Origin of the sequence: Pseudomonas sp. PARCl1, assembly GCF_947311875.1 — a bacterium.
Lineage (GTDB): Bacteria > Pseudomonadota > Gammaproteobacteria > Pseudomonadales > Pseudomonadaceae > Aquipseudomonas > Aquipseudomonas juntendi.
In genome coordinates this window covers 42,318-68,337 of the sequence record NZ_CAMZMX010000002.1, presented here as the reverse complement: position 1 = coordinate 68,337, position 26,020 = coordinate 42,318, and the positions used below count along the sequence as shown (strand labels likewise).

General features: G+C 65.8%; 25 protein-coding genes. 15 read left to right on the top strand and 10 right to left on the bottom strand.

The window, feature by feature from the left end; all coding sequences use genetic code 11:
- Positions 1–127 precede the first annotated feature (127 nt).
- Positions 128–1,000, top strand: a complete 873-nt coding sequence (locus QME24_RS01505; protein ID WP_054905552.1) for a LysR family transcriptional regulator — start codon at positions 128–130, stop codon at positions 998–1,000.
- Between the two features lie 101 nt (positions 1,001–1,101).
- Here QME24_RS01505 and QME24_RS01500 read toward each other — a convergent pair whose 3' ends face one another.
- From QME24_RS01500 to QME24_RS01490, 3 genes are read right to left on the bottom strand one after another with little or no spacing between them, the layout of a single operon-like run.
- On the bottom strand, positions 1,102–2,157 hold the full coding sequence (locus QME24_RS01500; RefSeq protein ID WP_029887055.1) for a lipocalin-like domain-containing protein: 1,056 nt from the start codon (positions 2,155–2,157) through the stop codon (positions 1,102–1,104).
- Complete coding sequence (locus tag QME24_RS01495; protein ID WP_154211007.1) at positions 2,147–4,609, bottom strand: FtsX-like permease family protein; 2,463 nt, start codon at positions 4,607–4,609, stop codon at positions 2,147–2,149. Before QME24_RS01495 ends, QME24_RS01500 begins: the two co-directional genes overlap by 11 nt.
- Positions 4,606–5,274, bottom strand: a complete 669-nt coding sequence (locus QME24_RS01490) for an ABC transporter ATP-binding protein (RefSeq protein WP_054905549.1) — start codon at positions 5,272–5,274, stop codon at positions 4,606–4,608. The genes QME24_RS01495 and QME24_RS01490 overlap by 4 nt, the downstream gene beginning before the upstream one ends.
- Before the next feature lie 201 nt (positions 5,275–5,475).
- On the opposite strand from QME24_RS01490, the gene QME24_RS01485 reads away from it, so the two are divergent.
- Together QME24_RS01485 and QME24_RS01480 are read left to right on the top strand one after the other, a co-directional pair.
- On the top strand, positions 5,476–6,543 hold the full coding sequence (locus QME24_RS01485) for an aromatic ring-hydroxylating dioxygenase subunit alpha (RefSeq protein ID WP_280091242.1): 1,068 nt from the start codon (positions 5,476–5,478) through the stop codon (positions 6,541–6,543).
- 12 nt (positions 6,544–6,555) lie between these two features.
- Positions 6,556–7,506, top strand: a complete 951-nt coding sequence (locus tag QME24_RS01480) for a PDR/VanB family oxidoreductase (RefSeq protein ID WP_054905547.1) — start codon at positions 6,556–6,558, stop codon at positions 7,504–7,506.
- Here the strand turns inward: QME24_RS01480 and QME24_RS01475 are convergent.
- Positions 7,486–8,226, bottom strand: a complete 741-nt coding sequence (locus QME24_RS01475) for a GntR family transcriptional regulator (protein WP_009686503.1) — start codon at positions 8,224–8,226, stop codon at positions 7,486–7,488. The two genes, QME24_RS01480 and QME24_RS01475, sit on opposite strands and share 21 nt — an antisense overlap.
- Positions 8,227–8,282: 56 nt before the next feature.
- The gene (locus QME24_RS01470; protein WP_280091243.1) at positions 8,283–9,221 is read right to left on the bottom strand and encodes an MFS transporter; all 939 of its coding nucleotides are present in this window, start codon (positions 9,219–9,221) and stop codon (positions 8,283–8,285) included.
- A gap of 349 nt (positions 9,222–9,570) precedes the next feature.
- Here QME24_RS01470 and mrdA point away from each other — a divergent pair, with 349 nt between their 5' ends.
- Positions 9,571–11,466, top strand: coding sequence for a penicillin-binding protein 2 (gene mrdA, locus QME24_RS01465; RefSeq protein WP_110678469.1), 1,896 nt, complete (start codon positions 9,571–9,573; stop codon positions 11,464–11,466).
- 61 nt (positions 11,467–11,527) lie between these two features.
- Here the strand turns inward: mrdA and QME24_RS01460 are convergent, their stop codons facing one another.
- A complete protein-coding gene (locus QME24_RS01460; protein WP_280091244.1) occupies positions 11,528–12,160 on the bottom strand; it encodes a glutathione S-transferase in 633 nt (210 codons plus the stop codon).
- 189 nt (positions 12,161–12,349) lie between these two features.
- On the opposite strand from QME24_RS01460, the gene QME24_RS01455 reads away from it, so the two are divergent.
- Positions 12,350–12,667, top strand: a complete 318-nt coding sequence (locus tag QME24_RS01455) for a DUF2388 domain-containing protein (RefSeq protein ID WP_009686497.1) — start codon at positions 12,350–12,352, stop codon at positions 12,665–12,667.
- A gap of 60 nt (positions 12,668–12,727) precedes the next feature.
- On the opposite strand, the gene glcC is transcribed toward QME24_RS01455, so the two are convergent.
- Complete coding sequence (glcC, locus tag QME24_RS01450; RefSeq protein WP_280091245.1) at positions 12,728–13,492, bottom strand: transcriptional regulator GlcC; 765 nt, start codon at positions 13,490–13,492, stop codon at positions 12,728–12,730.
- Positions 13,493–13,687: 195 nt separating this feature from the next.
- Here glcC and glcD point away from each other — a divergent pair, with 195 nt between their 5' ends.
- The 6 genes from glcD (at position 13,688) to QME24_RS01420 (ending at position 19,863) form a co-directional block, all read left to right on the top strand.
- On the top strand, positions 13,688–15,187 hold the full coding sequence (gene glcD, locus QME24_RS01445; protein ID WP_154211006.1) for a glycolate oxidase subunit GlcD: 1,500 nt from the start codon (positions 13,688–13,690) through the stop codon (positions 15,185–15,187).
- Complete coding sequence (gene glcE, locus QME24_RS01440; protein ID WP_054905078.1) at positions 15,187–16,239, top strand: glycolate oxidase subunit GlcE; 1,053 nt, start codon at positions 15,187–15,189, stop codon at positions 16,237–16,239. Before glcD ends, glcE begins: the two co-directional genes overlap by 1 nt.
- Before the next feature lie 9 nt (positions 16,240–16,248).
- Entirely contained in the window at positions 16,249–17,484 is a 1,236-nt protein-coding gene (gene glcF, locus QME24_RS01435; RefSeq protein ID WP_054905077.1) for a glycolate oxidase subunit GlcF, read from the top strand.
- Positions 17,477–17,875, top strand: a complete 399-nt coding sequence (locus QME24_RS01430) for a heme-binding protein (protein WP_054905076.1) — start codon at positions 17,477–17,479, stop codon at positions 17,873–17,875. Before glcF ends, QME24_RS01430 begins: the two co-directional genes overlap by 8 nt.
- A gap of 131 nt (positions 17,876–18,006) precedes the next feature.
- Positions 18,007–18,345: a hypothetical protein gene (locus QME24_RS01425; protein ID WP_054905082.1), complete on the top strand. Its 339-nt coding sequence runs from the start codon at positions 18,007–18,009 to the stop codon at positions 18,343–18,345.
- A gap of 84 nt (positions 18,346–18,429) precedes the next feature.
- Positions 18,430–19,863 carry a PLP-dependent aminotransferase family protein gene (locus QME24_RS01420; protein WP_054905075.1) on the top strand — a complete coding sequence of 478 codons (1,434 nt, stop codon included), beginning with the start codon at positions 18,430–18,432 and terminating at the stop codon, positions 19,861–19,863.
- On the opposite strand, the gene QME24_RS01415 is transcribed toward QME24_RS01420, so the two are convergent.
- Entirely contained in the window at positions 19,856–21,049 is a 1,194-nt protein-coding gene (locus QME24_RS01415; protein WP_232892162.1) for a CynX/NimT family MFS transporter, read from the bottom strand. The genes QME24_RS01420 and QME24_RS01415 overlap by 8 nt on opposite strands.
- Positions 21,050–21,249: 200 nt before the next feature.
- Between QME24_RS01415 and QME24_RS01410 the strand changes: the two genes are divergently transcribed.
- Positions 21,250–21,690, top strand: coding sequence for a carboxymuconolactone decarboxylase family protein (locus QME24_RS01410; protein WP_029887041.1), 441 nt, complete (start codon positions 21,250–21,252; stop codon positions 21,688–21,690).
- A gap of 45 nt (positions 21,691–21,735) precedes the next feature.
- On the opposite strand, the gene QME24_RS01405 is transcribed toward QME24_RS01410, so the two are convergent.
- The gene (locus QME24_RS01405) at positions 21,736–22,746 is read right to left on the bottom strand and encodes an AraC family transcriptional regulator (RefSeq protein WP_054905074.1); all 1,011 of its coding nucleotides are present in this window, start codon (positions 22,744–22,746) and stop codon (positions 21,736–21,738) included.
- A gap of 170 nt (positions 22,747–22,916) precedes the next feature.
- On the opposite strand from QME24_RS01405, the gene QME24_RS01400 reads away from it, so the two are divergent.
- From QME24_RS01400 to QME24_RS01390, 3 genes are read left to right on the top strand one after another with little or no spacing between them, the layout of a single operon-like run.
- Positions 22,917–24,101 (top strand): acetyl-CoA C-acyltransferase family protein, encoded by a 1,185-nt coding sequence (locus QME24_RS01400; RefSeq protein WP_029887040.1) that lies wholly within the window; start codon positions 22,917–22,919, stop codon positions 24,099–24,101.
- A 12-nt stretch (positions 24,102–24,113) separates the two neighbouring features.
- A complete protein-coding gene (locus QME24_RS01395) occupies positions 24,114–24,962 on the top strand; it encodes a 3-hydroxybutyryl-CoA dehydrogenase (RefSeq protein WP_280091246.1) in 849 nt (282 codons plus the stop codon).
- A gap of 12 nt (positions 24,963–24,974) precedes the next feature.
- Entirely contained in the window at positions 24,975–25,556 is a 582-nt protein-coding gene (locus QME24_RS01390) for a TetR/AcrR family transcriptional regulator (RefSeq protein WP_054905072.1), read from the top strand.
- Positions 25,557–25,604: 48 nt separating this feature from the next.
- On the opposite strand, the gene QME24_RS01385 is transcribed toward QME24_RS01390, so the two are convergent.
- On the bottom strand, positions 25,605–25,982 hold the full coding sequence (locus QME24_RS01385) for a response regulator (RefSeq protein ID WP_009686481.1): 378 nt from the start codon (positions 25,980–25,982) through the stop codon (positions 25,605–25,607).
- Positions 25,983–26,020: the final 38 nt, after the last annotated feature.

Below are 26,020 nucleotides of genomic sequence, written 5' to 3'. Positions count from 1 at the left end.
GGTCTCGTCAGGTCGGGAGGGCGAAGGCCAGCCCGGATGGTGCATGTGCTTGCTTGTGCGAAGATTGCGCGAGACCCTGCGCAGCGTCCAATATCATGTGAATCTCTCACCATACCCTGGAGGTCTGATGGAGCTACGCCACCTGCGCTACTTCAAGGTCCTGGCAGAAACCTTGAACTTCACCCGCGCCGCTGAGCTGCTGCACATTGCCCAGCCACCGCTGAGCCGGCAGATCAGCCAGCTCGAAGACGAGCTCGGCACCCTGTTGGTCGCGCGCGAACGCCCGCTGCGGCTGACCGATGCAGGCCGTTTTTTCTATGAGCAAACCTGCACCGTGCTGCAGCAGTTGCAGAGCATCAACGACAACACCCGGCGTATCGGCCAGGGCCAGCGCCAGTGGCTGGGCATCGGTTTTGCCCCCTCCACCCTGTACACCGTGCTGCCCGACTTGATCCGCGAGCTGCGCCAGGACAGCGACCTGGAGCTGGGCCTGAGCGAAATGACCACGCTGCAGCAGGTGCAAGCCCTGAAAAGCGGGCGTATCGACATTGCCTTTGGCCGCATCCGCATCGACGATCCGGCCATTGAGCAGCAGGTACTGTGCGAGGACCCGCTGGTAGCGGTGCTACCCAAGGGCCACCCGCTGTCTGGCAGCCCATTGAGCCTGGCGCAACTGGCGGCGGAGGCGTTCATCCTTTACCCGGCCAACCCTCGGCCCAGTTATGCCGACCATGTGCTGGCGCTGTTTGCCCAGCACGGCATGAGCATCCGGGTCAGCCAGTGGGCCAATGAGTTGCAGACAGCGATCGGCCTGGTGGCAGTAGGTGTCGGTATCACCCTGGTGCCGGCATCGGTGCAGCAGCAGCACCGCACCGACATTGAATACGTGGGCCTGCTGGACAGCAGCGCGGTCAGCCCGATCATTCTCAGCCGCCGCCAGGGGGATATCAGCCCGATGGTGCAGCGATGCCTGGCCTTGCTCGAGCGACAGGCTGGCTGAGGCGAGTGCTGCAACGGCATAGGTAGCGATGCGTTGCATGGGCTGTGCATGTACCGGGAGGTCTATGTGGCAGGCAAAGGGGATGCTGAGGCCTGAAATGCCTAGTACCCGGTCATTTCCAGGTACCCACGGCCACCGGCACTGCCGCTCAAGCGCACCGGCCCTTCCCAATACGGGAAGCGCGTCTGCATCCACGCCTGCGGCTGAACAGCATCGACCTGCACATCCACCCCGTGCTCAGGCACCTGCACCCGCCAGCGGGTCGGCAGCTGCTTGCCATTGCCCTGTGGGGCCCAGGCCAACGGCTGCAAGCGGATCTGTGCCGGCAACAGCGCTAGCCCCTGGCCCTGCGGGTCGATCCAGGTGCCGGCGCGATACGCCTCCCCGTGCGCTTCGCGCACCTGGAACAGCATCAGCTTGGCGCCGCTGTCCAGGTGCAGCGAGAACCAGTCCCAGCCCGTTTGCCCGGCGGCCAGCGGCTGGCTGCTCCATTCCCGGTCCAGCCAGGCCTGGCCAGTCACCGCGATGCACAGGCCGTCGCGCTCGACCTCGCCGCGCACCCGGTAGAACGGCTGGCTGTAGTAGTAAGAAGCCTGGCCCTTGCCCGACTTTTCGCTGTAGCCCTGCTGGCCGTGCAGCACCAGAGGCCGCTCGCTGCGCAACTGCAGGTCGTAGCGAAAACCTTTGCCAGCGGCCGTCATGCGCAGGTTGTCGATACCGCCCGGCCCCTGCAGCGACCAATCGTCGATCCACGCCCGAAACGGCTGGGCCTGCACACCCGCCTGGCCAATCCCGCCACGGGCCAGGGTTTCAGCTGACCGATGGCCGCCGGGGCCGGTCAACGCGGCGTGGCCCATCCACAGGTTCGGGCTCTGCCAATCGCCGGTCTCCGGGCCGGGGCGCAGGGCCGAGCGGAACAGCGTCCACTGCGCGCCCCAGTCACGCCCTTGGGTGTCTTTGAGGTTGGCGGTGACGTACCACCACTCGATGCGGAAACCATCGTGGGCCGCATGGTCCCGTGGGAATTCCAGGCGATGGCCGCGGGTGACCTGGCTGAACCCGCCTGCCGGCTGGCCGAGGCCGGCATAGCTTTGCGGTGCCGGCTGATCACAGCCGCACAACAGGCTGCAGAGCAACAGCCAGGCTCTACGTTTCATCGGCAAACGGCCTCAACAGTTCGCGCGGCTGACGCCGGGCCAGTTGCCAGAGTGGCCAGGCGCTGGCCAACAGGCTGGTGAGCAGGCCCAGCAGGGCCAGTTGCAGCAACTGGGCGGGAAACACATGCAGCGGCAAACGCCAGCCGAATGCCTGAACATTCACCACCGCGACCAGGCACCAGGCCAGCAACAGGCCCAACGGCAGCGCCAACAGCACGGTGAGGCTGCTGAGCAGCAGTGCCTGGCCAAGGCTCAGCCACACCAGCTGGGTACGCCGTACCCCCAAGGCCCATAGCGGCGCCAGCTGGCGCAGACGGGACTGGCCCAAGGTCAGCAGGTTGATGAACAGCGCCACGCCGGCCACGCCCAGGGTCAGGCTGTTGAGCGCGGCGGTGGCGGCGAAGGTGCGGTTGAATACCTCGGTCGACCACCGCTTCAACTGCACCTGCTGCACGACCCGGCTGTCGTCGAGGTGAAAGCGCTGTTGCAACGCGGCTTTCAAGGCGGTCCCCTGGGGGTCGAGCAGGTCGACGCTCAAGCCTGTCAACGCAGCATCCGGCCAATGCGCGCGCAGCAATTGGGCATTCACCAGCATTTGGCCCTTGGGGTTGCCATAGTCGGCGTACAGGCCAACGACGAGCAGGCGGCGAGACGGGTCCGTGGGCAGTTTCAGGTGGTCCCCCAGGTGCAAACGCAACCGCCGCGCCAGCTGCTCACTGAGCATCACGGCCTGCCCCTCGGCCAATAGCTGCCAGGCCTGCGGCTGCTGTTCCAGCAACGGCCACCGGCTGTGATAAACGGGGTGGTCGACAATGCCCTGCACCTGGACCGGCCAGCCTTGCACCTGCGTTTCGACGCGCCAGCCAGGCAAAACCACCCGCACGGCAGGTTGCTGCCCCAGCCACTGGGCTATCTGCAGGCCTTGCGCGGTATCGCTTGGGCTCACGTACAGGTCGGCGGACAAGCGCTGGTCCAGCCAGCCGACAAAGGTTTTGCGAAAGCCCTCGGTCATGCTGCCCACACCCACGCTGGCAGCCAGCGCCAGCAGCAAGGCCATCAGCGCCAGGCTCAAGGCAGGCAACTGCTGGCGGCTGTCGGCGACGAACCACTGGGCCAACGGCCGCTGACAACGGCGCGCCAACCAGGCCAGCACCCTGTCGAGCCAGGCTGGCAACGCCAATGCCGCCCCCAGCAGCAGCGCCGCCAGCATACCGAAGGCGCTGGGCAGGCTGTCACCGAACACCCCACAAGCTGACGCCAGCACCAGCAACAGGCCCGCTACCCAAGCCTGACGCCTCAGCCACGGCCCCTGTGCCAGGCGCCATGCTTGCGGCTGCGCCAACGCCAGCAAGGGCAAGCGCGCGGCGCGCAGGATGCTGCCCAGCCCGGCCAGCAGTGCACCGAGCACGCTCACCAGCACGCCCCATAACCACCACTGCGCAGGCAGGTTCAACGTGCCTGCGACCTGCGCGCCATACAGGCCGCGCAGGCTGGCGGCGACATCGGGCAGCAACCAGGCCGCCACCGCATAGCCACTGGCAACCCCGGCCAGCCCGCCGAGCACTGCGAACAGCCCCAGCTCCAGCCCCAGGGCACACAGCAGGGTAGCCAGGCTGACACCACAGGCGCGCAGGTTGCGAATCAGCCCGCGCCGCTGTTCCAATGCCAGGCCAATCGCGGCATGGGCAATGAACAGGCCGACGACGAAGGCCAACAGGCCTAGCGCAGTGAGGTTGAGGTGGAAGCTGTCGGTCAGGCGCTGCAAACCGCCATCATCCTGCCGGGGTTGCACGACAAGGTCAGCCGCAATCTCGGCAGGCAAAGGCCCCGGGCTTGCCGCTACCAGCAGGCGTGACAACTGCCGCGGTGCCTGCAGCAAGGCCTGCGCGTGGCCGATATCGACCACGATCACCCCGGGGGCCAGCTCGGCTTGCACCAGCAACGGTGGCAGCGGTTGCCCATCGCGGTCGTGGGCCACCTGCCCTGCGGTCATGTTCAACAGGCGCAAGGTGTCTGGCCCGACCCAGGCCTGCCCGGGCACGCCGATGAACGCCTGCAGGTCGAACGCCTGGGGCTGCACCCCGGCAATACTGCTGGCCGCCGGCAGGCTCAATGGCTCGATGCCGATCAGGCGCACACTGCGCCCGGGCTCGCCTGGCAGGCGCAGGCGCCCCTCCAGCACCGGCGACACCGCCCAACCCAGCCTGCGCAGTTGCACGTACAGCGCCTGGTCAAAGCGTTCGCCGTGGCGTGGCAGCAGTTGCGTCTGCAGCGGCCCGGCCAGCACCGCACTGGCCCTGGCGTAGTCGCTGCGTGCCTGGCTGTTCAAGGCCTGCACCCCGGTCCATAACGCCGTGGCCAGCCACAGCCCGGTGAAGATGCTGAAAAACTGCACGCGGTGGCGCCGCCAGTGGCTGAGCAATGCCAACAGGGCCAGCGACAGCAGCCTCATGCGCCCTGCCCGCTGCGCACACGGCCACCCTGCAGGTAGCAACGTTGCTGCAGCCGCGCCGCCAGCCGAGGGCTGTGGGTGACCATCAGCAGGCCACTGCCAGCCTCGCTGACCAGTTGCAGCAACAGGCTCAGCACTTCGTCGCTGGTGGCTTCGTCAAGGCTGCCGGTGGGTTCGTCAGCCAATAACCAGGCCGGGCGCCCAGCCAATGCGCGGCCGATGGCCACGCGTTGCTGCTGGCCGCCCGACAGTTGTTCAGGGTAACGCCCGAGCAGGTCAGCCAGGCCCAGGCGTTGAGCCAGGTGGGCGCCCCATTCGGGATCGTGCCGGTTGGCCAGCCGGGCCTGGAATGCCAGGTTGCTGCCCACGTCCAGGCTGCTGATCAGGTTGTACTGCTGGAACACCAGGCCAATCCCCTGTCGCCGCCACAGTGCCAGGGACGCCTCCGAGCGGCTGTCCAGGGCACTGCCGTCAATCAGGATGCGCCCGCTGTCGGCACGGTCCAGGCCGGCCACCAGGTGCAGCAAGGTGCTCTTGCCACTGCCAGACTCGCCCATCAAGGCCAGGCTGCTGGCGCGCGGCAGGCACAGGTCGACACCCTGCAACACCGGCAACGGCCCTTGGGGGGTGGCAAATGATTTGTGCAGGTTTTCGATGGCCAGCATCGGGGGGGCCTTGGGGTATCGGGTGACTATCCAGTAATAGCAGGTCACGGACACATAGGAGAGACGCGCCCATCAATGGATCCACAGGCGATTCGATAATCGCACAAATAGCACTACTCATTACCTAAAGTCAGATTGACCACGGACGGGCATATGGCTCTAATGGATCCATTACAAAAAAACAAAACCTGGAGAGCCTTCATGTACCCGAAAAACACCTGGTACGTTGCCTGCACCCCTGACGAAATTGCCGACAAGCCCCTGGGCCGACAGATCTGCGGCGAAAAAATCGTGTTTTACCGTGGCCAGCAGAACCGCGTAGCCGCTGTCGAGGATTTCTGCCCGCACCGAGGGGCGCCGTTATCCCTCGGCTACGTGGAGGACGGCAACCTGGTCTGCGGCTATCACGGCCTGGTCATGGGCTGCGACGGCAAGACGGTGTCGATGCCTGGCCAGCGGGTTCGCGGCTTTCCGTGCAACAAGGCGTTTGCCGTTGTGGAGCGCCATGGCTTCATCTGGGTCTGGCCTGGCGACCAGGCGCAAGCCGACCCAGCGCTTATCCCGCACCTGGAATGGGCAGACAATGAAGAGTGGGCCTACGGCGGAGGGCTGTTCCACATTGGCTGCGACTATCGCCTGATGATCGACAACCTTATGGACCTGACTCACGAAACCTACGTGCATGCCTCCAGCATCGGCCAGAAGGAAATCGACGAAGCGCCGCCCGTCACCACCGTCACCGGCGACGAGGTGGTCACCGCCCGGCACATGGAAAACATCATGGCCCCGCCCTTCTGGCGCATGGCCCTGCGCGGCAACGGCCTGGCCGACGATGTGCCGGTGGACCGCTGGCAGATCTGCCGCTTCACCCCACCCAGCCACGTCCTGATCGAAGTGGGTGTGGCACATGCCGGCAAGGGTGGCTACCACGCTGCAGCGCAGCACAAGGCCGCGAGCATCGTGGTCGACTTAATCACCCCGGAAAGCGACACCTCGATCTGGTACTTCTGGGGCATGGCGCGCAATTTTGCCGCGCACGACCAGAACCTGACCGCCGACATCCGCGAGGGCCAGGGCAAGATTTTCAGCGAGGACCTGGAAATGCTCGAGCGCCAGCAACAAAACCTGCTGGCCAACCCTGGGCGCAACCTGCTGAAGCTGAACATCGATGCCGGTGGCGTGCAATCGCGCAAGGTGCTGGAGCGGGTCATCGCCAAAGAGCGTGCAGCACAGCCGCAACTGATCGCCACCAGCGCCACCCCTGCCTGAGGAGCCACCGACATGATCGATGCCATCGTGGTATCCCGTAACGATGAAGCGCAGGGTATCTGCAGTTTCGAGCTGGCCTCGGCAGATGGCAGCCTGCTGCCGGCATTCAGCGCCGGGGCCCACATTGACGTGCACCTGCCCGATGGCCTGGTGCGCCAGTATTCGCTATGCAACCACCCGCAAGAGCGCCACCGCTACCTGATCGGCGTACTCCATGACCCGGCTTCGCGGGGCGGCTCACGCAGCCTGCACGAGCAGGTGCAGGTCGGCGCGCGGCTGCAGATCAGTGCACCGCGCAACCTGTTCCCGCTGGCCGATGGGGCGCGGCGCAGCCTGCTGTTTGCCGGCGGCATCGGCATTACCCCGATCCTGTGCATGGCCGAGCAGTTGGCCCACAGTGGCCACGATTTCGAGCTGCACTACTGCGCCCGCTCCAGTGAGCGTGCCGCATTCGTCGGGCGTATCCGCAACGCGCCCTTTGCCGACCGCTTGTTCGTGCATTTTGACCAGCAGCCGGAAACGGCGCTGGACGCTCGCCAGGTGCTGGGCAACCCGCAAGCTGACGTGCACCTGTATGTGTGCGGGCCGGGCGGGTTCATGCAGCATGTGCTGGGCAGCGCCAGGGAGCTGGGCTGGCAGGAGGCCAACCTGCACCGCGAGTATTTCGCAGCCGCACCCGTGGACGCCAGCAACGACGGCAGCTTCTCGGTACAGGTCAACAGCACCGGCCAAGTGTTCGAGGTGCCAGCCGACCAGACCGTGGTACAGGTACTGGAGCAAAACGGCATCGAGATCGCCATGTCGTGCGAGCAAGGTATTTGCGGCACGTGCCTGACCCGCGTACTGCAGGGCACGCCAGACCACCGCGACCTGTTCCTGACCGAAGAGGAACAAGCCCTCAACGATCAGTTCACGCCTTGCTGCTCGCGCGCGAAAACACCGTTACTGGTGCTGGATATCTGAAGCGGCCAGCGCACTGGGAAGGATCACCTGCATGCCGGTGCCCGAGGCGTTTGCGCCGAAGGTTTCGGCATAGCGCAAGGTTGCATTGGCATGCTCGCGCATGATCGCTTCGGCGCGGGCACCCTGGCGGTTGACCAGGGCATCGAACACGGCATGGTGCTGCATGTGGGCGAAGTTGAAGCGCCGGTATTCACGGGCCAGGTCGTGGCGGTCTACCGCCAGCGCCGTGACCGAGGCGAATGGCAGGTGGTCGTTGCGCGCCAGCGCCACGGTAATGGCCGGGTTGTGGCTGGCTTCGATGATCACCTGATGAAAGCGCATGTTCAGATCGTGGTAGGCCTGCAGGTCTTCTTCGGTTACGAAGCCCTTGTCGAACAGCTGGTCGCCCTCTATCAGGCACTGCTGCAGTGCCGCACGGGCCGGCGCGGCCAAGCCGCGCTCGGCAGCCTGGCGGGCGGCCAGGCCTTCGAGCACACCGCGCACCTCGACTGCACCGGCAATGTCATCGGCGCTCACCGAACGCACTTGAAAGCCCCGGCCGCCGAAGCGGACCAGCAGGCCTTCCTGTTCGAGCGTGCGAAAGGCCATGCGCACCGGCATGCGTGAAACGCCGAACAGTTCGGCAGTGGGAACTTCCATCAGGCGCTCGCCGGCCGCCAGCTCGCCTGAGGCGATCATCTTGCGCAACGCGACCAGCACCATTTGACCGGGCTTGCTCATCCAGGCAACTTCCAGGGAAACTAGCCGGCATCTTAGCGCAAGCCGGGCTCGAGTAGTCAGTGGCTCAGCGCATCGCTGACCGCCACTGGGGCCGGCCTGGGTGCGCGCAGCAGTAGCAGGCACCCCGCCGCCAGCACGAACACACTGGCAAACACCCCATACAAGTTCAGCGGCTGCCAGCCGCCATCGAGCAGCACACCCGCCACGGTGGGCGACACAATGGCGCCCATACGCCCGATGCAGATGCCCCACCCCACGCCGGTGGCGCGCACCGATGCGTCGTAGACCACCGGCGACAAGGCATACAAGCCGGCCACGCAGCCGTTGGCGAACAGCCCGATCAACAGGCCCAGGGCCAATGCCGCGCTAGCCGAGGCGCCGTTGGCCACGAACAGCACCAGCACGCGGGTAAGCGGCCAGCGCGAGGCCAGCCCGCCGATCAGCGCCGCGCCGAGGATGCCGCCCACGCTCAACAGAACACCGCCCGTAATGCCTTGCTGCGCGGACAGCCCGGCAGCCATCAGCAGCTTCGGGGTCCAGCTCATGACGAAGTAGAAACCGAACATGACCAGGAAGAACAGCAGCCAGATCACCAGCGTGGTCCGGCGCATGGCCGGCGCCAACAGTTGCCGGAAACCGCTGGCACTGCCCGGCACCCTGGCCGCAAGCGCTGGCAGCTGCGCCAGTGCCGGGTGGCCTAGCCTTGCCGCCAAGCGATTGACCCGCACCAGGGCGTTGGCGGGCCGGCGTGCCAGCAGAAAGTCCAGCGACTCCGGCAACCACAACCACACCAGCGGTAACACGCAGACGGTGACGATACCGCCGAACAGAAACACCGACCGCCAACCCCACTGCCCCAGCAGCCACACCGCCAGCAAACCGCCCAGGGTTGCCCCCAGGGCATAGCCGGTGGACTGCAGGCTGACCGCCAGGCCGCGCCAGCGTTTGCTGGCATATTCGCTGACAATGACGAATCCAGGGGCTAACGCAAGCACGGCTCAGGCCGGTGATGACATTCTGATCAGCCCAAAAACCAAAAATTTAAATCTTAATTATCAGTACTTTACATATTCATGATTACCGTTAATTCGCGTTCGTTTATCGAACAGATTCAGTACATGGATCCATATCGATCACGGCATTACCGCATAGGCCTGTCATCGCACCCGGCGCCATGAACAAATCTTCATATAGCGCTCCAGCGCCCTGACCATGCGGCGCACAGCGCAAGCCAGGCTACCGCCAGCCACCACCCGGCTTGAGGCTGCCGGGTGGGTTGCGTAGCATCCCCCGCCCGTTCGCGCGCCTGCACATCGACGCGTAACCCGCACAAAAGAGCCCCGAATGCCGCAACCTATCCCCCTCAAGGACCACGAAAAGGAAAAGCACCTGGTCAACCGCCGGCTTCTGGCCTGCGCCGCCCTGGTCTTCAGCCTGTGTGCCGTGCTGGTGGGTCGGCTCTATGTGCTGCAGGTGCTGCAGCACGACCAGCAGAGTGCCGTGTCGGAAAACAACCGCGTGCATGTGCTGCCCATCGCCCCTGAGCGCGGGCTTATCTACGACCGCAACGGCGTGGTGCTGGCCGACAACAAGCCCAGCTTCGACCTGACCATCACCCGCGAGCGGACCGGCGGCAATTCGGCCAAGGTGCTCGACACCCTGACCCAGGTGCTGGGGCTGAACGAGGACGACCGCAAGCAGTTCGACAAGGACCTGCGCCGGGGCCGCAAGCCGTTCGAGCCGGTCACCCTGATAGTGGGGCTGAGCGAAGAGCAGATCGCCCTGGTGGCGGTCAACCAGTTCCGCCTGCCGGGCCTGGAGGTCGAACCACAGTTCATCCGCGAGTACCCGCTGGGCGCGCATTTCGCCCATTCGGTTGGCTACGTGGGGCGTATCAACGAGAAGGAGGCCAAAGTAGTCGACAGCACCGAATACCGGGGCACCCAGTCGATTGGCAAGACCGGCATCGAGCGCTTCTACGAAAGCCAGCTGCATGGCCATGTGGGCTATGAGGAAGTCGAGACCAACGCCCAGGGCCGGGTGATGCGCGTGCTCAACCACAAGGCCCCGACACCCGGGCAGGACATCGTGCTGACGCTGGACGCCCGCCTGCAAGTCGCTGCAGAAAAGGCCCTGGGCGACCGCCGTGGCTCGGTGGTGGTGCTGGACCCGGCCAATGGTGACGTGCTGGCCATGGTCAGCAACCCCAGCTTCGACCCCAACCTGTTCGTCAAGGGCATCAGCTTCAAGCAGTACGCACAATTGCGCGATTCGATCGACCGCCCACTGTTCAACCGCGTGCTGCGCGGCCTGTACGCGCCCGGCTCGACGGTGAAGCCGGAAGTGGCCATCGCCGGCCTCGACAGCGGCGTGATCACCCCCGGCAGCCGGGTGTTCGACCCGGGCTACTACGAGCTGCCCAACTACGCCCACAAGTACCGCAACTGGAACCGCAGCGGTGACGGCTGGGTAGATATGTACACAGCCATCATGCGCTCCAACGACACCTACTTCTACGACCTGGCGCACAAACTGGGCATCGATCGCCTGCACGACTACATGGCGGAGTTCGGCCTGGGCCAGAAGGTGTCGCTGGACATGTTCGAAGAGGCCGCCGGCCTGATGCCTTCTGCCCAATGGAAACGGGCCACCCGGCGCCAGGCCTGGTTCCCTGGCGAAACACTGATCCTTGGCATCGGCCAGGGCTACATGCAGGTCACCCCGTTGCAGCTGGCCCAGGCCACCAGCCTGCTGGCCAGCAAGGGCGTGTGGCACCGCCCGCACCTGGCCATGACCGTAGGCGGCGATGCACCGGTCGACCCCCACCCGATGCCCGACATCGTGCTGCATGACAAGCACGCCTGGGACCAGGTCAGCCAGGGCATGCAGATGGTCATGCACGACCCGCGGGGTATCGCCCGTGCGGCCGCTGCCGGCGCGCAGTACCGGATTGCCGGCAAAAGCGGCACCGCACAGGTGGTGGCGATCAAGCAGGGTGAACGCTACAACCGTGACAAGACACTGGAACGGCACCGCGACAATGCCCTGTTCGTCGGCTTTGCCCCGGCTGACCACCCGGCCGTGGTGGTGGCGGTGATGATCGAGAACGGCGAAGCCGGTGGCCGGGTGGCGGGGCCTGTGGTGCGTGAAGTGATGGACGCCTACCTGCTGGATGAACAGGGGCACCTGAAGCCCGAGTATGCGGGTGCCGTGCCACCGCGCACTACGCCGCATACCTGATGCTGCGCGGGCCTGCTGGCTGAGCGGGCCCGTGCTTCAAGCCCAGAGCAGCCCCGTGCCCTCAGTGCTGCCCACCGGTACGAGGCATCAGCTCGTAGGGGTGCTTCCACCCTGGCATGGCTTGGATGCGTGCCTTCCATGCCTCGATGTGGATGAACTCGGCCAACGCCATACCGGTGTCCTCCGGCATGAACACATACCCCGCCAGCGACAGGTCGGCGATGGTCAACCGCCCGCCCACCATGAACGGGGCCTTCGCCAGATGGGCATCGACAATGCGGTACGCGGCGGTTGCACGCTCGCGCAAGAACTGCGTCACGTCGGTTTCGCCCGTGTTCTTCAGGCAGAACAGGAAACGCAGCGCCGCGTAATAGCTGGTGAACTTATGGTTGTCGAACAGCATCCAGCGCCAGATTTCGCGCTTTTCGTCCGCGTCGCGGGGGCCGAATTGCCCGGTCTGCTGCGCAAGGTACTCCAGAATCAGCGCAGACTGGGTCAAGGACTTGCCAGCGTGCTCCAGCACCGGCACCTCACCCTGTTCATTGACCTCATCGCGCCAGGCTTGCTCGCGGGTCTGGCCGTTGAAGAAATCGACGAACACCGGCTGCCAGTTCTGGCCAGTCAATTGCAGCATCAGCGCGGCCTTGTAGGCGTTGCCGGATTCGGCGAAGCAATGCAGCTTGTAGTCAGGCATGGGCGAACCTTGCGGTGGCTGTGATGAGCGAATGGCAGAGCAGACCACGCGCACCGCGTGGCGGTCAATGCCCGGTACCACCTGCGGGCATGCATTCTGCCAACGAACAACGGAACTACTTTCACACTGATGCTTTCTTAACCTCTGAGTGGTTTATTCCTTGGGCTTCACCCTTCTGGAGAACACGACATGCGCCACCTACTCATCGCACCTGCGCTGCTGCTCCTGCTGCCTGCCGGTGCCGCACTGGCCCGCGTCGATGCGGGCGACGTCGCCACCTCGGCCGGTGTTTCCGCTTCGCTGTATTCCACCTTCAAAGATGACAAACGCATCATTCCTGCCCGCGACGAGCTTTCGGCGTTCGTTGCCAGTGGGGGTGCGATTCGCGGCGCTTATGTCGAAGCCGCACTGGAACAGGCCCGCAAGGACCACCCAGGGCTCCAGGCCGACGACGAAGAGCTGGCCAGGGCCATTCTGTCGCAGGATGACCGCATCGCTGATCGTTGAATCAGACTTGCACCCGCCTCTGCGTGAATCTACCCACGCCGAGGCCGGTGCAGGTTCGGCTCACCCCCAACCATCCATACGCATGGTCGCCCTGACCAGGCGCTGGTCCTCCTGTTCGATCTCCCGCAAACTGTCGCGAATGCCATTGATGTGCTCGCGCGCCGCGCGCTGGGCCTGTTCCGGCAACTGCTCCATCACCGCGTGATACAGGCGTGCATGCTGGCGATCGATCTGACGTTTCTGCGCCGGCCGGCAGTACAGGTTGTTGACCGACGCAAACACTGTGTTAAGGGTCAGATCGCTCAGCGATTGCAGGGTATGTACCAGCACGGGGTTGTGCGAGGCCTCGCTGATCGCCCGATGGAACGCATGATCGCGGTGGGCGTGCTCACGGGCATCAATGGCCTCGACGGCCTGATGCGCGGCCAGCATCTCCTCATAGCGGCGGCGGATCAGCAAGCGGTCCACGTCGGTGGCGCGCAACGCTGCCAGCCGGGCAGATTCGGCCTCCAGCAAAGCGCGCACTTCCAGCAAGTCGAACAATGTGCGCGGCTGTGAGCTGAACAGATGCATCAACGGCGTGTGGCCCGCCTGCCCGGTGAGGTCGGCAACAAAGGAGCCGCGCCCGTGCTCGGTGTCGATGATGCCCCGCCCGCGCAGCACCCGCAGCCCCTCACGCAGTGCAGAGCGCGAGCACCCCAGCTTCTCGACAAGCCGCCGCTCCGAAGGCAATGCCTGGCCCACCTTGAGCACGCCGTCGACAATCAGCCGCTCGACCCGCTCGGCCACCTGGTCGGCCACCTTCGCCCTGCCCTCGTTCGCCATTGCGCACCCTCCTGCTGGTAGGACCACTTGCACACCCGCCTGCAATCTAGCCAAGCCAGGCCACCAACGGCCAGTACCCAGCGGAAAAACTGGTAGGACCAGTGGCGAGCCCACTCGACCCAGACTAGCACCGCGCGCAGGCTGCAAGCGTGACCGCTTTGCCAACAACAATAAAAACCGTTGCCGAGTGAGCTAATGACCATTCTCTACGACGAACGCGTCGATGGTGCGCTGCCCAGCAGTGACCGCGAGGGGCTGTTGCAGGCATTGCAGGCTGCCCTGCCCGACCTGCACGTTTTGCACCGTGAGGAAGACCTCAAGCCCTACGAGTGCGACGGCCTGTCGGCCTACCGCACCGTACCGTTGCTGGTCGTGCTGCCCGAACGCCTGGAACAGGTGCAGGCGCTGCTCAAGCTGTGCCATCAACGCGGCGTACCGGTAGTGGCGCGTGGCGCCGGTACCGGCCTGTCCGGTGGCGCCCTGCCACTGGCCAAGGGCATTCTGCTGGTCATGGCGCGCTTCAACCGCATCCTGGAGGTCAACCCGCAGGGTCGCTTCGCCCGGGTGCAGCCCGGGGTACGCAACCTGGCCATTTCCCAGGCCGCAGCCCCCCATGGCCTGTACTACGCACCTGACCCCTCTTCGCAAATAGCCTGCTCCATCGGCGGCAACGTGGCTGAAAACGCCGGCGGCGTGCACTGTTTGAAGTACGGCCTGACCGTGCACAACCTGCTCAAGGTCGAAATACTCACCGTCGAGGGTGAACGCCTGACCCTTGGCAGCGATGCCCTCGACTGCCCTGGCTTCGACCTGCTGGCGTTGTTCACCGGCTCCGAAGGCATGCTCGGCATCGTCACCGAAGTGACCGTCAAGCTGCTGCCCAAGCCGCAAGTCGCACGGGTGTTGCTGGCCAGCTTCGACAGTGTCGAGGACGCCGGCCGCGCCGTGGCCCAGATCATTGCTGCCGGGATCATTCCCGGCGGCCTGGAGATGATGGACAACCTGGCGATCCGCGCCGCCGAGGACTTCATCCACGCGGGCTACCCGGTGGAGGCGGCAGCCATCCTGCTGTGCGAGCTGGACGGTGTCGAGGCCGATGTGCACGCTGACTGCGAACGGGTCGCGGCCGTGCTGGCGCAAGCCGGCGCCCGCGACGTGCGGCTGGCCTGCGACGAGGCCGAGCGGGTGCGTTTCTGGGCCGGGCGCAAGAACGCCTTCCCGGCCGTGGGGCGCATTTCACCCGACTACTACTGCATGGACGGCACCATCCCACGCCGCGAGCTGCCGCGCGTGCTGAAAGGCATCAGCGACTTGTCCAGCGAATACGGCCTGCGCGTGGCCAATGTGTTCCATGCCGGCGACGGCAACATGCACCCGCTGATCCTGTTCGATGCCAACCTGCCGGGTGAACTGGAGCGCGCCGAGGCTATCGGCGGCAAGATTCTCGAACTGTGCGTGGCCGTGGGCGGCAGCATCACGGGTGAACACGGGGTCGGCCGGGAAAAGATCAACCAGATGTGCGCACAGTTCAACAGCGACGAAATCACCTTGTTCCATGCGGTCAAGGCTGCGTTCGACCCACAAGGCCTGCTCAACCCCGGCAAGAACATCCCCACCTTGCACCGCTGTGCCGAATTCGGCGCGTTGCACGTGCACCACGGGCAACTGCCTTTTCCCGAGCTGGAGCGCTTCTGATGAGCATGGACCACGACGACAGCCAGGCCCTGCTCGAACAGGTGAACCAGGCGCTGAACCAAGGGACGGCACTGCGCATTCAGGGTAGCGGCAGCAAGGCCATGCTCGGCAACCCGGTGGTGGCTGAGGTGCTGGACACCCGCCGCCACCGGGGCATCGTCAGCTACGACCCGACCGAACTGGTGCTGACCGCCCGCGCTGGCACGCCGCTGCGCGAAATCGAGGCAGCGCTGCACCAGGCTGGCCAGATGCTGCCGTGCGAACCGCCCCACCTGGGGCCTGATGCGACGTTGGGTGGCATGGTCGCGGCCGGGTTGTCCGGCCCCAGGCGGCCCTGGGCGGGGTCGGTGCGCGATTACGTACTGGGTACACGCGTGGTTACCGGCCACGGCAAGCTGCTGCGCTTTGGCGGCGAGGTCATGAAGAATGTCGCTGGCTACGATGTGTCGCGCCTGATGGCGGGCAGCTTCGGTTGCCTGGGCTTGTTGACCGAGGTGTCGCTGAAGGTGCTGCCACGCCCGCGCCAGTGCCTGAGCCTGCGGCTGCCGATGGGCCGCCACGAGGCGTTGGCCGAACTGGCCGAATGGGGCCAGCAGCCGCTGCCGATCAGCGCCGCCTGCCACCACGGCGATGCCCTGTACCTGCGCCTGGAAGGCGGCGAGGGTTCGGTGCAATCGGCGCGCCTGCGGCTGGGCGGTGAGGCGCTGGACAGCCGGTTCTGGAACGACCTGCGCGAACAGCGCATGGCCTTTTTCAACGGCCCCGCCCCGCTGTGGCGGTTATCCGTACCCATTGCCTGCGGCGAGCTGGCATTGCCCGGCGAGCAATTGATCGACTGGGGCGGGGCCCAGCGCTGGCTCAAGTCTGACGCAGAGGCGCACAGCATTCGCGAGGCGGTTGCCAGGGTGGGCGGCCACGCGACCGCCTACACCCCCGGTGCGGCCAGCAGCCCGCCACTGCCCGCTGCGCTGATGCGCTACCACCAGGCGCTCAAGCAACAGCTCGACCCCCAGGGGGTATTCAACCCCGGCCGCCTGTACCCGGACCTGTGAGGCCAGACCATGCAAACCAACCTCAGCGAAAGCGCCCGCCGCCTGCCCCGTGCCGACGAAGCCGAAAGCATCCTGCGCGCCTGTGTGCACTGTGGGTTCTGCACCGCCACCTGCCCCACCTACCAGTTGCTGGGTGACGAACTGGATGGCCCGCGCGGCCGCATTTACCTCATCAAGCAGATGCTCGAAGGCGAGCCGGTCAGCGCCAGCACCCAACTGCACCTGGACCGTTGCCTGAGCTGCCGTAACTGCGAGTCCACCTGCCCGTCCGGGGTGCGCTACCACGACCTGCTGGACATTGGCCGCGCCGTGGCCGAGCAGCAGGTGCCGCGACCACTCGGCCAGCGCCTGCTGCGCCAGGGCCTGCGCGCAGTGGTACCACGCCCGGCACTGTTCAAGGCGCTGACCCGCAGCGGCCAGGCCCTGCGAGCGCTGCTACCGGCCACGCTCAAGGGCAAGCTGCCGGCATCGGTGACACCGCCCGGCGAGCGCCCGGCGCCGCGCCATGCCCGCCGGTTGCTGATGCTCGAAGGCTGCGTGCAGGCGGCGTTCTCGCCCAATACCAACGCCGCTGCCACGCGCCTGCTCGACCGGCTGGGGATCAGTGTGCAGCCGATCCGCCAGGCAGGCTGCTGTGGCGCCGTGGACTATCACCTCAACGCCCAGGCGCAGGGCCTGCAGCGTGCAAGGCGCAACATAGACGCCTGGTGGCCCGCCATCGAGGCGGGTGCCGAAGCCATCGTGCAAACGGCCAGTGGCTGCGGCGCGTTCGTGCGCGACTACGGCCATCTGCTGGCAAAGGACCGCCAGTACGCAGCCAAGGCGGCGCGCGTCAGCGCGCTGGCCCGCGACCTGGTGGAGGTGCTGGCTGCAGAGCCCGTCGAGCAGTTGGGCCTGTGCGCTGAACAGCGCCTGGCCTTTCACTGCCCGTGCACACTGCAACATGCCCTGAAACTGGGCGGGGCGGTGGAGGCTTTGCTGACCCGCCTGGGCTTCACCCTGACCGCCGTGCCCGATGGCCACCTGTGTTGCGGGTCGGCGGGCACCTATTCGCTGACCCAGCCGGACCTGGCCCTGCAACTGCGCGACAACCGCCTGAACGCGCTGGAAAGCGGCAAGCCGCACATCATCGCTACGGCCAACATCGGCTGCCAGACCCACCTCGCCGGTGCAGGGCGCACCCCCGTCAGGCACTGGGTGGAAATCGTCGAAGCCGCCTTGCGACCGGAGAACGCCCATGCATAGCAAACCCGTGATCGGCCTGGCCGAGGTTACCCGTGTACTTGAGGCTGCGCGCCAGCATGCCTTGGCCGAACAGTGGCCTGTGACCATCGTGGTGGTCGACGACGGCGGGCACCCCCTGGCCCTGCACCGCCTGGATGGCTGTGCGCCAGCCAGTGCCTACATTGCCATGGAAAAGGCCCGCACCTCGGCGCTGGGGCGCAAGGAAACCCGGGACTACGAAGACATGGTCAATCGCGGGCGCACCGCATTCGTCACCGCACCACTGCTGACCTGCCTGGAGGGCGGTGTACCGCTGCAGGTGCAGGGCCAGGTGGTGGGTGCCATTGGCGTGTCGGGGGTCAAGCCCGACCAGGACGCACAAGTGGCCAAGGCGGGCGCAGCAGCGTTGTGAAGGCTGCACAGAGGGTTGCCACTCGGGCAGACTCAGAATTCCCCTACAAAATGTTCGGACGCGTCTTACTTGCCGCCTCAGCGTTGAGAAAACAAGATCGGCGCAGCATGACCAGCCAGGGGAAACGCCGCATGCACCCGTACGCACGCTCCATTGCCGAACTGCGCAGCAGCCTGCGCGAAATGCTCGCCCATGACATCAGCAACCCTGATGACGACCCGCACCTGTCGGGGGTGATGTTCTTCTGCGCTACAGACGAACAGACCCGTTTGCTGATCGAGCGCATCGAGCTGCTGGCCAGCGAGGTGCTTTTCGACCCGAACGGGCGCGCCATTGCCGAGCACATGCGCGCTGCGGCAATCGACGGCGTATGCATCAAACGCAAGCGCAAGGCAGCCACAGACGAAACCCAGATACGCATTGCGCTGGCGGGCAAAGGCTACATCACCATCAGCACCGCCCGGCTCTGACAGCCGTAGCGCAAGGCTCGCGGCCCGGCGCACACGGCGCAGCCAATCCGCTATCCTGTGGGCACCCCCGCTCCGGACCGTTCCATGGAACTGCACATTCGCCTGGATGGCCGCAAAGGCCTCACCGACCAGCTTTACCAGCAATTGCGCGCTGGCATCGACAGTGGCCACCTGGCAGCTGGCACCCAGCTGCCACCCACCCGTCTGTTGGCCGAACAACTGGGTGTGTCGCGCAAGACGGTAGCCGAAGCCTACTCACGCCTGACCTATGACAACCTGCTCAGCGGTGTGGTGGGCCGTGGCACATTCGTCACGCCGCGCCAGCCGCTGCGCAGCAGCGAACCTGCCGCCATCACCCTGGCCGCCAGTGCATCGCTCGAGCGCTGGCAAGCGCGCGCCACGGTGCTCAGCCAACGCCAGGCGCAGGCCCAGTCACGCTACGATTTCATCGGCGGCGTATCGAGCAAGGCCCAATTCCCCTTCGACCAGTGGCGCAGTTGCCTGAACTACGCCCTGCGGCGCAGCCAGCGCCACCCCGAACGGCATTTTACGGCCCAGGGTTTGCCTGAACTACGCCAGGCCATCGCCCACCACATCGCCTACACCCGTGGCGTGCACTGCAGCGCAGCCGACCTGCTCGTGTGCAACGGCGCCCAGCAGGCCCTGGACCTGATCGCCCGCGTGCTGGTCGAGCCAGGTTGCCAGGTGGCCATGGAAGACCCCGGTTACCCACCGGCACGGCAGCTGTTCCTGGCCCTGGGCGCGCAGCTGCAGTCGGTACCGGTCGACGACCAAGGCCTGTGCGTCGAGCACATCGCCGACGGCACCCGGCTGATCTACGTCACGCCGTCTCACCAGTTCCCGCTGGGCATGCCGATGAGCGAGGCGCGTCGGCACGCGCTGCTGGCGCGGGCTGCACAGCTGGGGGCGCTGATCATCGAAGACGACTACGACTGTGAATTTCGCTATCAGGGCCCCGCTGCGGATGCCTTGCAGCGCCTGGACCGACAGGGGCTGGTGGCCTACGTGGGCACGTTTTCCAAGACCCTTTTGCCTGAGCTGCGCCTGGGCTACGCTGTGCTGCCGCCTGCCGTACTGCAGGCTGCCTGCGTGGCCAAGCACCTCAGTGACTGGCACAGCCCGAGCTTGCTGCAGTGGGCCTTGGCGCGCTTTCTTGCCGAGGGCCACCTGCACAAGCACATCCGCCGTTGCCATGAGGTCTACAGCGCGCGCCGCGAACGCATTCTGGCGCGCCTGCAGGGCGACCTGGCCCCTTGGTTCAGCGCGGTTCCGGCCAGCGCCGGCTTTCATCTGAGCGCGTTGGCCAGACCAGGGGTCGACGTGGAATTGCTGGCCAACCTGGCGCGCAAGGTCGAGGTCGGGCTGTACCCACTGGCGCCGTTCTTCAGCGAAGCGCCTGCGCGGCAGGGCTTGCTGATGGGTTTCGGTGCCATTGAACTGCTGGATATCGACCCCGCACTGGATCGCGTGCGCGACACCCTGCAGCACCTCAACTGACCGCTGCCGCCTTGCCGGTTGCCGGGCGGGCGATGGCGGCCGAGTAACCGCGCGGGTTGAAAAACGCGGTGACCCACAGCATGGCCAGCACGGTGACCGTCAACAGTGTCCACGACGCCTGGAAGTCACCACTGACATCCCGCAGCCAACCGGTGATGTAGGGCACGATCCCGGTAATGATGAAGCCGATGCCCTGCACAAATGCCGCCAGGCTGCCCGCCTCGGCTGGCGTTTGCAAATGCTCCAGGGTCAGCGTAAGGCACTGGCTGAAGCAAGCGCCCAGGCCGAAACCGATCAGCGCCACCCACAGCCCCGGGGCCACGGTGGGGGCCAGTAACAGGCCGAGAAAGCCGACCAGCTGGATTGCCAGCGCCAGCCACAAACCGGGGCGCCGGTCAGCATAGCGCCGCAGCAACAGCGGCAAGCCGAGCGCGCCGGCCACCTGGAAAATGGTCATCAGGCCCACCAGGTCGGCGCCACCCTGGGCGCTGCCGCCGTGCTCGGTGTGGTAGGCCGGCAACCACGCCACCATGCTGGTGTAACCGCCATTGATCAAGCCGAAGTACAGGGCCAGCAACCAGGCCCGGCGCGTCCCGAACCAGTGCCCACCGGATGCCCCTGCCAGCTTCGCTGTGCCATGGCGTGGCCGCAGCACGGCCCAGGCCAGCAACGCCAGCACGGCCGGCACCGCCCACAGGCCCAGGCCGGCCTGCCAGTGGCCGAAGTGCGCACTGATGTGCGGGCCCAGCACTGCCGCCAGGCCACCGCCACTCATCAGCGCCGCCGAATACAGGCCCATGGCCGCCGCCAGGCGGCGGGGGAACCAGCGGTTCACCAGCCCCGGCATCATGCCCTGTACCACCGCTACGCCCAGGCCAGCGACCACCGCACTGGCGATCAGTGCCCAGGCACTGTCCAGTTGCAGGCGCCACAGGCAAGCCATGGCAATCGCCGCCAGGCCGCCCAGCATACCGCCGTGCTCGCTGAGCCAGCGCCGCAGCCACGGCTGCAGCAACGGCACCAGGCCCATGCAAAGCACCGGCAAAGCGGTCAGCAGGGCGGCCTGCTGGTAGCCCAGCCCGGTAGTGGCGCGCATGGGCTCGAGCAAGGGGCCGATACTGGTCAGGATGGGCCGCAGGTTCAGGGCCAACAAAATCACCAGCAACAGGTTCAGCGCAGGTCTCATGGGCATTCGTTTCTCTTCGTGCAAGATCGACCATTATCCCGGCTTGGCTGGCTGCGCAGAAATGAAGAGATTGGATGCCTGTCAGTGGCCAGCTGAATGGACATTGGCCTCCTGCGCAAGCGTGCAATTGGCTATCGGGGTGGCCAATCAACGGCGCTACAGTAGCGCCATCACCCCCCACATCCGCATTGGAGACAGCCATGCACAACCGTATCGAATGGGCCAAGCACGCGCCCGAAGCCTACAAAGCCATGGTCGGCCTGGAACAGGCGCTGGCCAGGTGCGGCCTGGAAAACTCGCTGCTGGAACTGGTGCGCCTGCGCGCCTCGCAGATCAACGGCTGCGCCTATTGCGTCAACCTGCATGCCAACGATGCGCGCAAGGCCGGTGAGACCGAGGCACGCCTGCAAACACTGTGCGTGTGGCAGGAAACCGCGTACTTCACCCCGCGTGAACGGGCAGCACTGGCCTGGCTCGAGAGCCTTACCCGCCTGCCTGAACGGGGTGCGCCGCAGGGCGAATACGAAGCCCTGCTGCAGCACTTCGAGCCGGCCGAAGTGGTCAACCTGACCTTGGCCATCGCCACCATCAATGCCTGGAACCGCTTCGGGGTGGGCTTCGCCATGGTGCCGGCGGGCTGAGTGTTGGCGCGGTGGCACCCGCGCAAGGGTCGGCACTGGCCAAGATCAGCGCCCGGCCAACCGCGCGCGGTAGCTACCGGGGCTCTGCCCGGTCCATTTCTTGAACGCCCGGTGGAACGCGCTGGGCTCCTGAAAGCCGGCCTGCTCGGCGATCTCGGCAATGCTCAGCACGCCTTCGCGCAAGCGCTCGAAAGCCATCGCCCGGCGTACCTCGTCCTTGATCTGCTGGTAGGAGCGCCCCTCGCGCTCCAACTGCCGGCGGAAGGTGCTGGCACTGATACCCTGCTGCTGTGCCAGCGACGCCAACGTGGGCCACTGCCCATAGCCACGCGCCCGTAAATGCCGGTACACCTCGGCCACCAGGCCGTTCTGGTTGCGAAAGCGAATGACCAGCCCCTGCGGCGCGCTGCGCAGGAAGGTTTTCAGCGCCGCCACGTCCTGGACCACCGGCTGGCGCAGGCAGGCACTGTCGAACTCCACCTCGGTACGCCCGCTGCCCAGGCGCAGGTCCGGCCCCCACAACAGCAGGTCATCCTCCTGGGCTGGGCGGGCCACTGCCAGTTCGGTCCGGTCAATCGCCACCCTGCGCCCGCCCAGCCAGCACAGCAGGCCGACCATCAGCACCAGGTAGGTTTCCTCGGCGTATACCCGGGTCAACGGGTCGGCGATGCTCGACTGCACGCTGATCAGCGCCCGGCTACCGCGCACGGTCAGGCTGCCGCGCAGATCGTGCAGGAACAGGCCAAAGCCTGCCAGGCACTGGCGTAGAGCCTTTTCCAGGTTGGGTTCCAGGATCAGGCCCCGACAGATCAGGGCAAAACTGCCCAACGGCATGCCATGGCTGTCGAGGCGGAAGAACTCATCGTCCAGGCGCCGGATCATTGCCAGCCACAGCTCGGCGAAGGCCCGGGCCGGCACCCGCGCCTGCGGCTGGTCGAGCAGGTGCGGGTCGATGCCCACCGCACGCAAATGCGCGTCACGCTCGGCGGGGCAATCGCGCAGGGCATGCAGCATGGCGTTGAGGAAGTACACGGCGACCGAATCGCTATCGCGCATGGCGGTGTTCGCTGTCTATGCTGAGTGGCAAAAAGTGCCAGGTTGTTTGAACAGTTCCGGCATAGGCTGCGACAGAGCCTTTGCCTAGACTCGGACCCACTTCGGGACCTCGCCGGCCATTCTCGCAGAGCCTGGCCCAGTCCCGCCATGCCTATGCAATCGGAGCCTCTATGAGCAGCGCAGAAATCTACGTCGTCAGTGCCGTCCGTTCAGCCATCGGTGGCTTTGGCGGCTCCCTCAAGGACCTGCCGCTGGCTGACCTGGCCAGCGCCATCACCCGCGCCGCCATCGAGCGCTCGGGGCTGGCCGCCGAACAGATCGGCCATGTGGTAATGGGCACGGTGATCCCTACCGAACCTCGTGATGCCTACCTGGCGCGGGTTGCGGCCATGAACGCCGGCATCCCCAAGGAAACGCCGGCGTTCAATGTCAACCGCCTGTGTGGCTCGGGCCTGCAGGCCATTGTTTCGGCGGCCCAAGGGCTGCTGCTGGGCGACACCGACGTGGCCATTGCCGCTGGCGCCGAGTCCATGAGCCGCGGCCCTTACCTGCTGCCACAGGCACGCTGGGGCGCGCGCATGGGTGACCTGCAAGGCATCGACTACACCGTCGGGGTACTGCACGACCCCTTCCAGCACTTCCACATGGGCATCACCGCCGAGAACGTCTCGGCCAGCCAGGGCATTACCCGCGAAATGCAGGACGAACTGGCCCTGACCAGCCAGCGCCGGGCCGCTCGCGCCATTGCCGAGGGCCGCTTCACCAGCCAGATCGTGCCGTTGGAACTCAAAACCCGCAAAGGCAGCGTGCAGTTCAGTGTCGATGAACATGTGCGCGGTGAGGTCACCGCCGAGCAACTGGCCGGCATGAAGCCGGTGTTCAAGAAAGACGGCACCGTGACTGCCGGTAACGCCAGTGGCATCAACGACGGCGCCGCTGGCCTGGTGCTGGCCAGCGGTGACGCGGTGCGGCGCCTGGGCCTCAAGCCACTGGCCCGGCTGGTGGGCTACGCACATGCCGGGGTGGAACCCGAGTTGATGGGCCTGGGGCCGATCCCCGCCACCCGCAAGGTGCTGGAGAAGACCGGCCTGAAGGTGCAGGACCTGGATGTGATCGAGTCCAACGAAGCCTTCGCCGCCCAGGCTTGCGCGGTGGCCCGCGAACTGGGCTTCGACCCGGAAAAGGTCAACCCCAACGGTTCGGGCATTTCCCTGGGCCACCCGGTGGGTGCCACCGGCGCGATCATCGCCACCAAGGCCATCCATGAATTGCAGCGCATTCAGGGGCGCTACGCCCTGGCCACCATGTGCATCGGTGGCGGCCAAGGCATCGCCGTGGTCTTCGAGCGGGTTTGAGGAAACTGAAAGATGAACATTGAACAGATCGCCGTGATCGGCGCCGGCACCATGGGCAACGGCATCGCCCAAGTGTGCGCGGTGGCAGGCTACCAGGTGCTGCTGGTGGACGTGGCCGACGCTGCCCTGGAGCGCGGGGTGGCAACGCTGGGCAAGAACCTCGATCGCCAGGTCAGCAAAGGGACCCTCGCCGCCGAGCAGGCAGCGGCAGCCAAAACCCGGATCCGCACCAGCACCGACTACGGCCAGCTGGCCACGATGCAGATGGTGATCGAAGCGGCCACCGAGAACCTGCAGCTCAAGCAACGCATCCTGCAGCAGGTGGCAAGCAACGTCGCCGCCGATTGCCTGATCGCGACCAATACCTCGTCGCTGTCGGTGACCCAGTTGGCCGCCAGCATCGAGCACCCCGAGCGCTTCATTGGCGTGCACTTCTTCAACCCGGTGCCGATGATGGCGCTGGTCGAGATCATTCGTGGCCTGCAGACCAGCGACAGTACCTACGCCCAGGCACTGCTGGTGACAGAGAAGCTGGGCAAGACCCCGATCACTGCTGGCAACCGGCCAGGCTTCGTGGTCAATCGCATCCTGGTGCCGATGATCAACGAAGCGATATTCGTACGCCAGGAAGGCCTGGCCAGCGCCGAGGACATCGACACCGGCATGCGCCTTGGTTGCAACCAGCCGATCGGCCCACTGGCGCTGGCCGACCTGATCGGCCTGGACACCTTGCTGGCGATCATGGAGGCCTTCCATGAGGGCTTCAACGACAGCAAGTACCGCCCTGCCCCGCTGCTCAAGGAGATGGTGGCGGCCGGCTGGCTGGGGCGCAAGAGCGGCCGCGGCTTCTTCACCTACTGAGGCCCAGGCGCCATGCCCCCGATCAATGCCGCGATGCGTTGTGCCAATTTCGAAGAGCGACGTGAACAGGCCATGGCGCTGTTTGCCGAGAAAGGCTTTGGCCAGGTCAGCATGCGCGAATTGGCCGCGCATGTCGGGCTGACGGCCGGCTCGCTGTACCACCACTTTCCCAGCAAGCAGGACCTGCTGTTCGACTTGATCGAGGAATTGTACGAGGAGTTGCAGGCCCTGCTGGACCAGGGGCGGCGGGCCATGGCCCGCGGCGCTTCAGCCTTGAATTGCCTGATCGCGGCGCATTGGCAGTTGCATGCCGAACGGCCGCTGCAGTTTCGTTTGGCTGAGCGTGATTTCTGTTGCCTGAGCGAAGCCCAGCAGGCACGCCTGACGCAGTTGCGCGGGCGTTATGAGGCCGGGCTGTTGCGGCTGATCGCGCCGCAGGCGAAGCTGCAGGGGCCAGCCTTGGTGGCCACCGCCCAGGTGATTGCAACGCTGCTGAACCAGTTGCCCGGCGCGCTGCAGGCATTGCCTGAAGCGCAAGCGCTGGTGTTGATGGAGAGCATGTTGCTGGGTGGGCTGGAACGGACCTTGCGTTGATCAGCACCGGCCCGTCAGCGCGCGCCGGTGACAGGGCCTTGACGGGTATCAGCGCAGCAGTGCCTGAATCTGCTCGTGCAAGGTGTCCAGGTCGAACGGCTTGGCCAGGATCGGTGCCTTGCGGGTGATCGGGCTTCCGGACTCGAGGATCTCGGCGGGGTAGCCGCTGATGAAGATCACTTTCAGGTCGGGCCGCAACTTCACCGCCGGCTCGGCGATTTCCACCCCGGAGATCCCGCCCGGCAGGCGGAAGTCGGTCACCATCAGGTCCAGGTGCGGCTTGCTGGCCAGGATGGCGAACGCCTGTTCACCGTCCTCGGCGACCAGCACGTGGTAGCCCTCGCCCGCCAGGTAGTCCCGCAGAATCATGCGTATCGCTGGTTCGTCCTCGACCACCAGCACTACGTCTTGTGCATCTTCACTCATGTTAACGCCTTGAAAATTCTTCCAGTTGGCCATCAGAC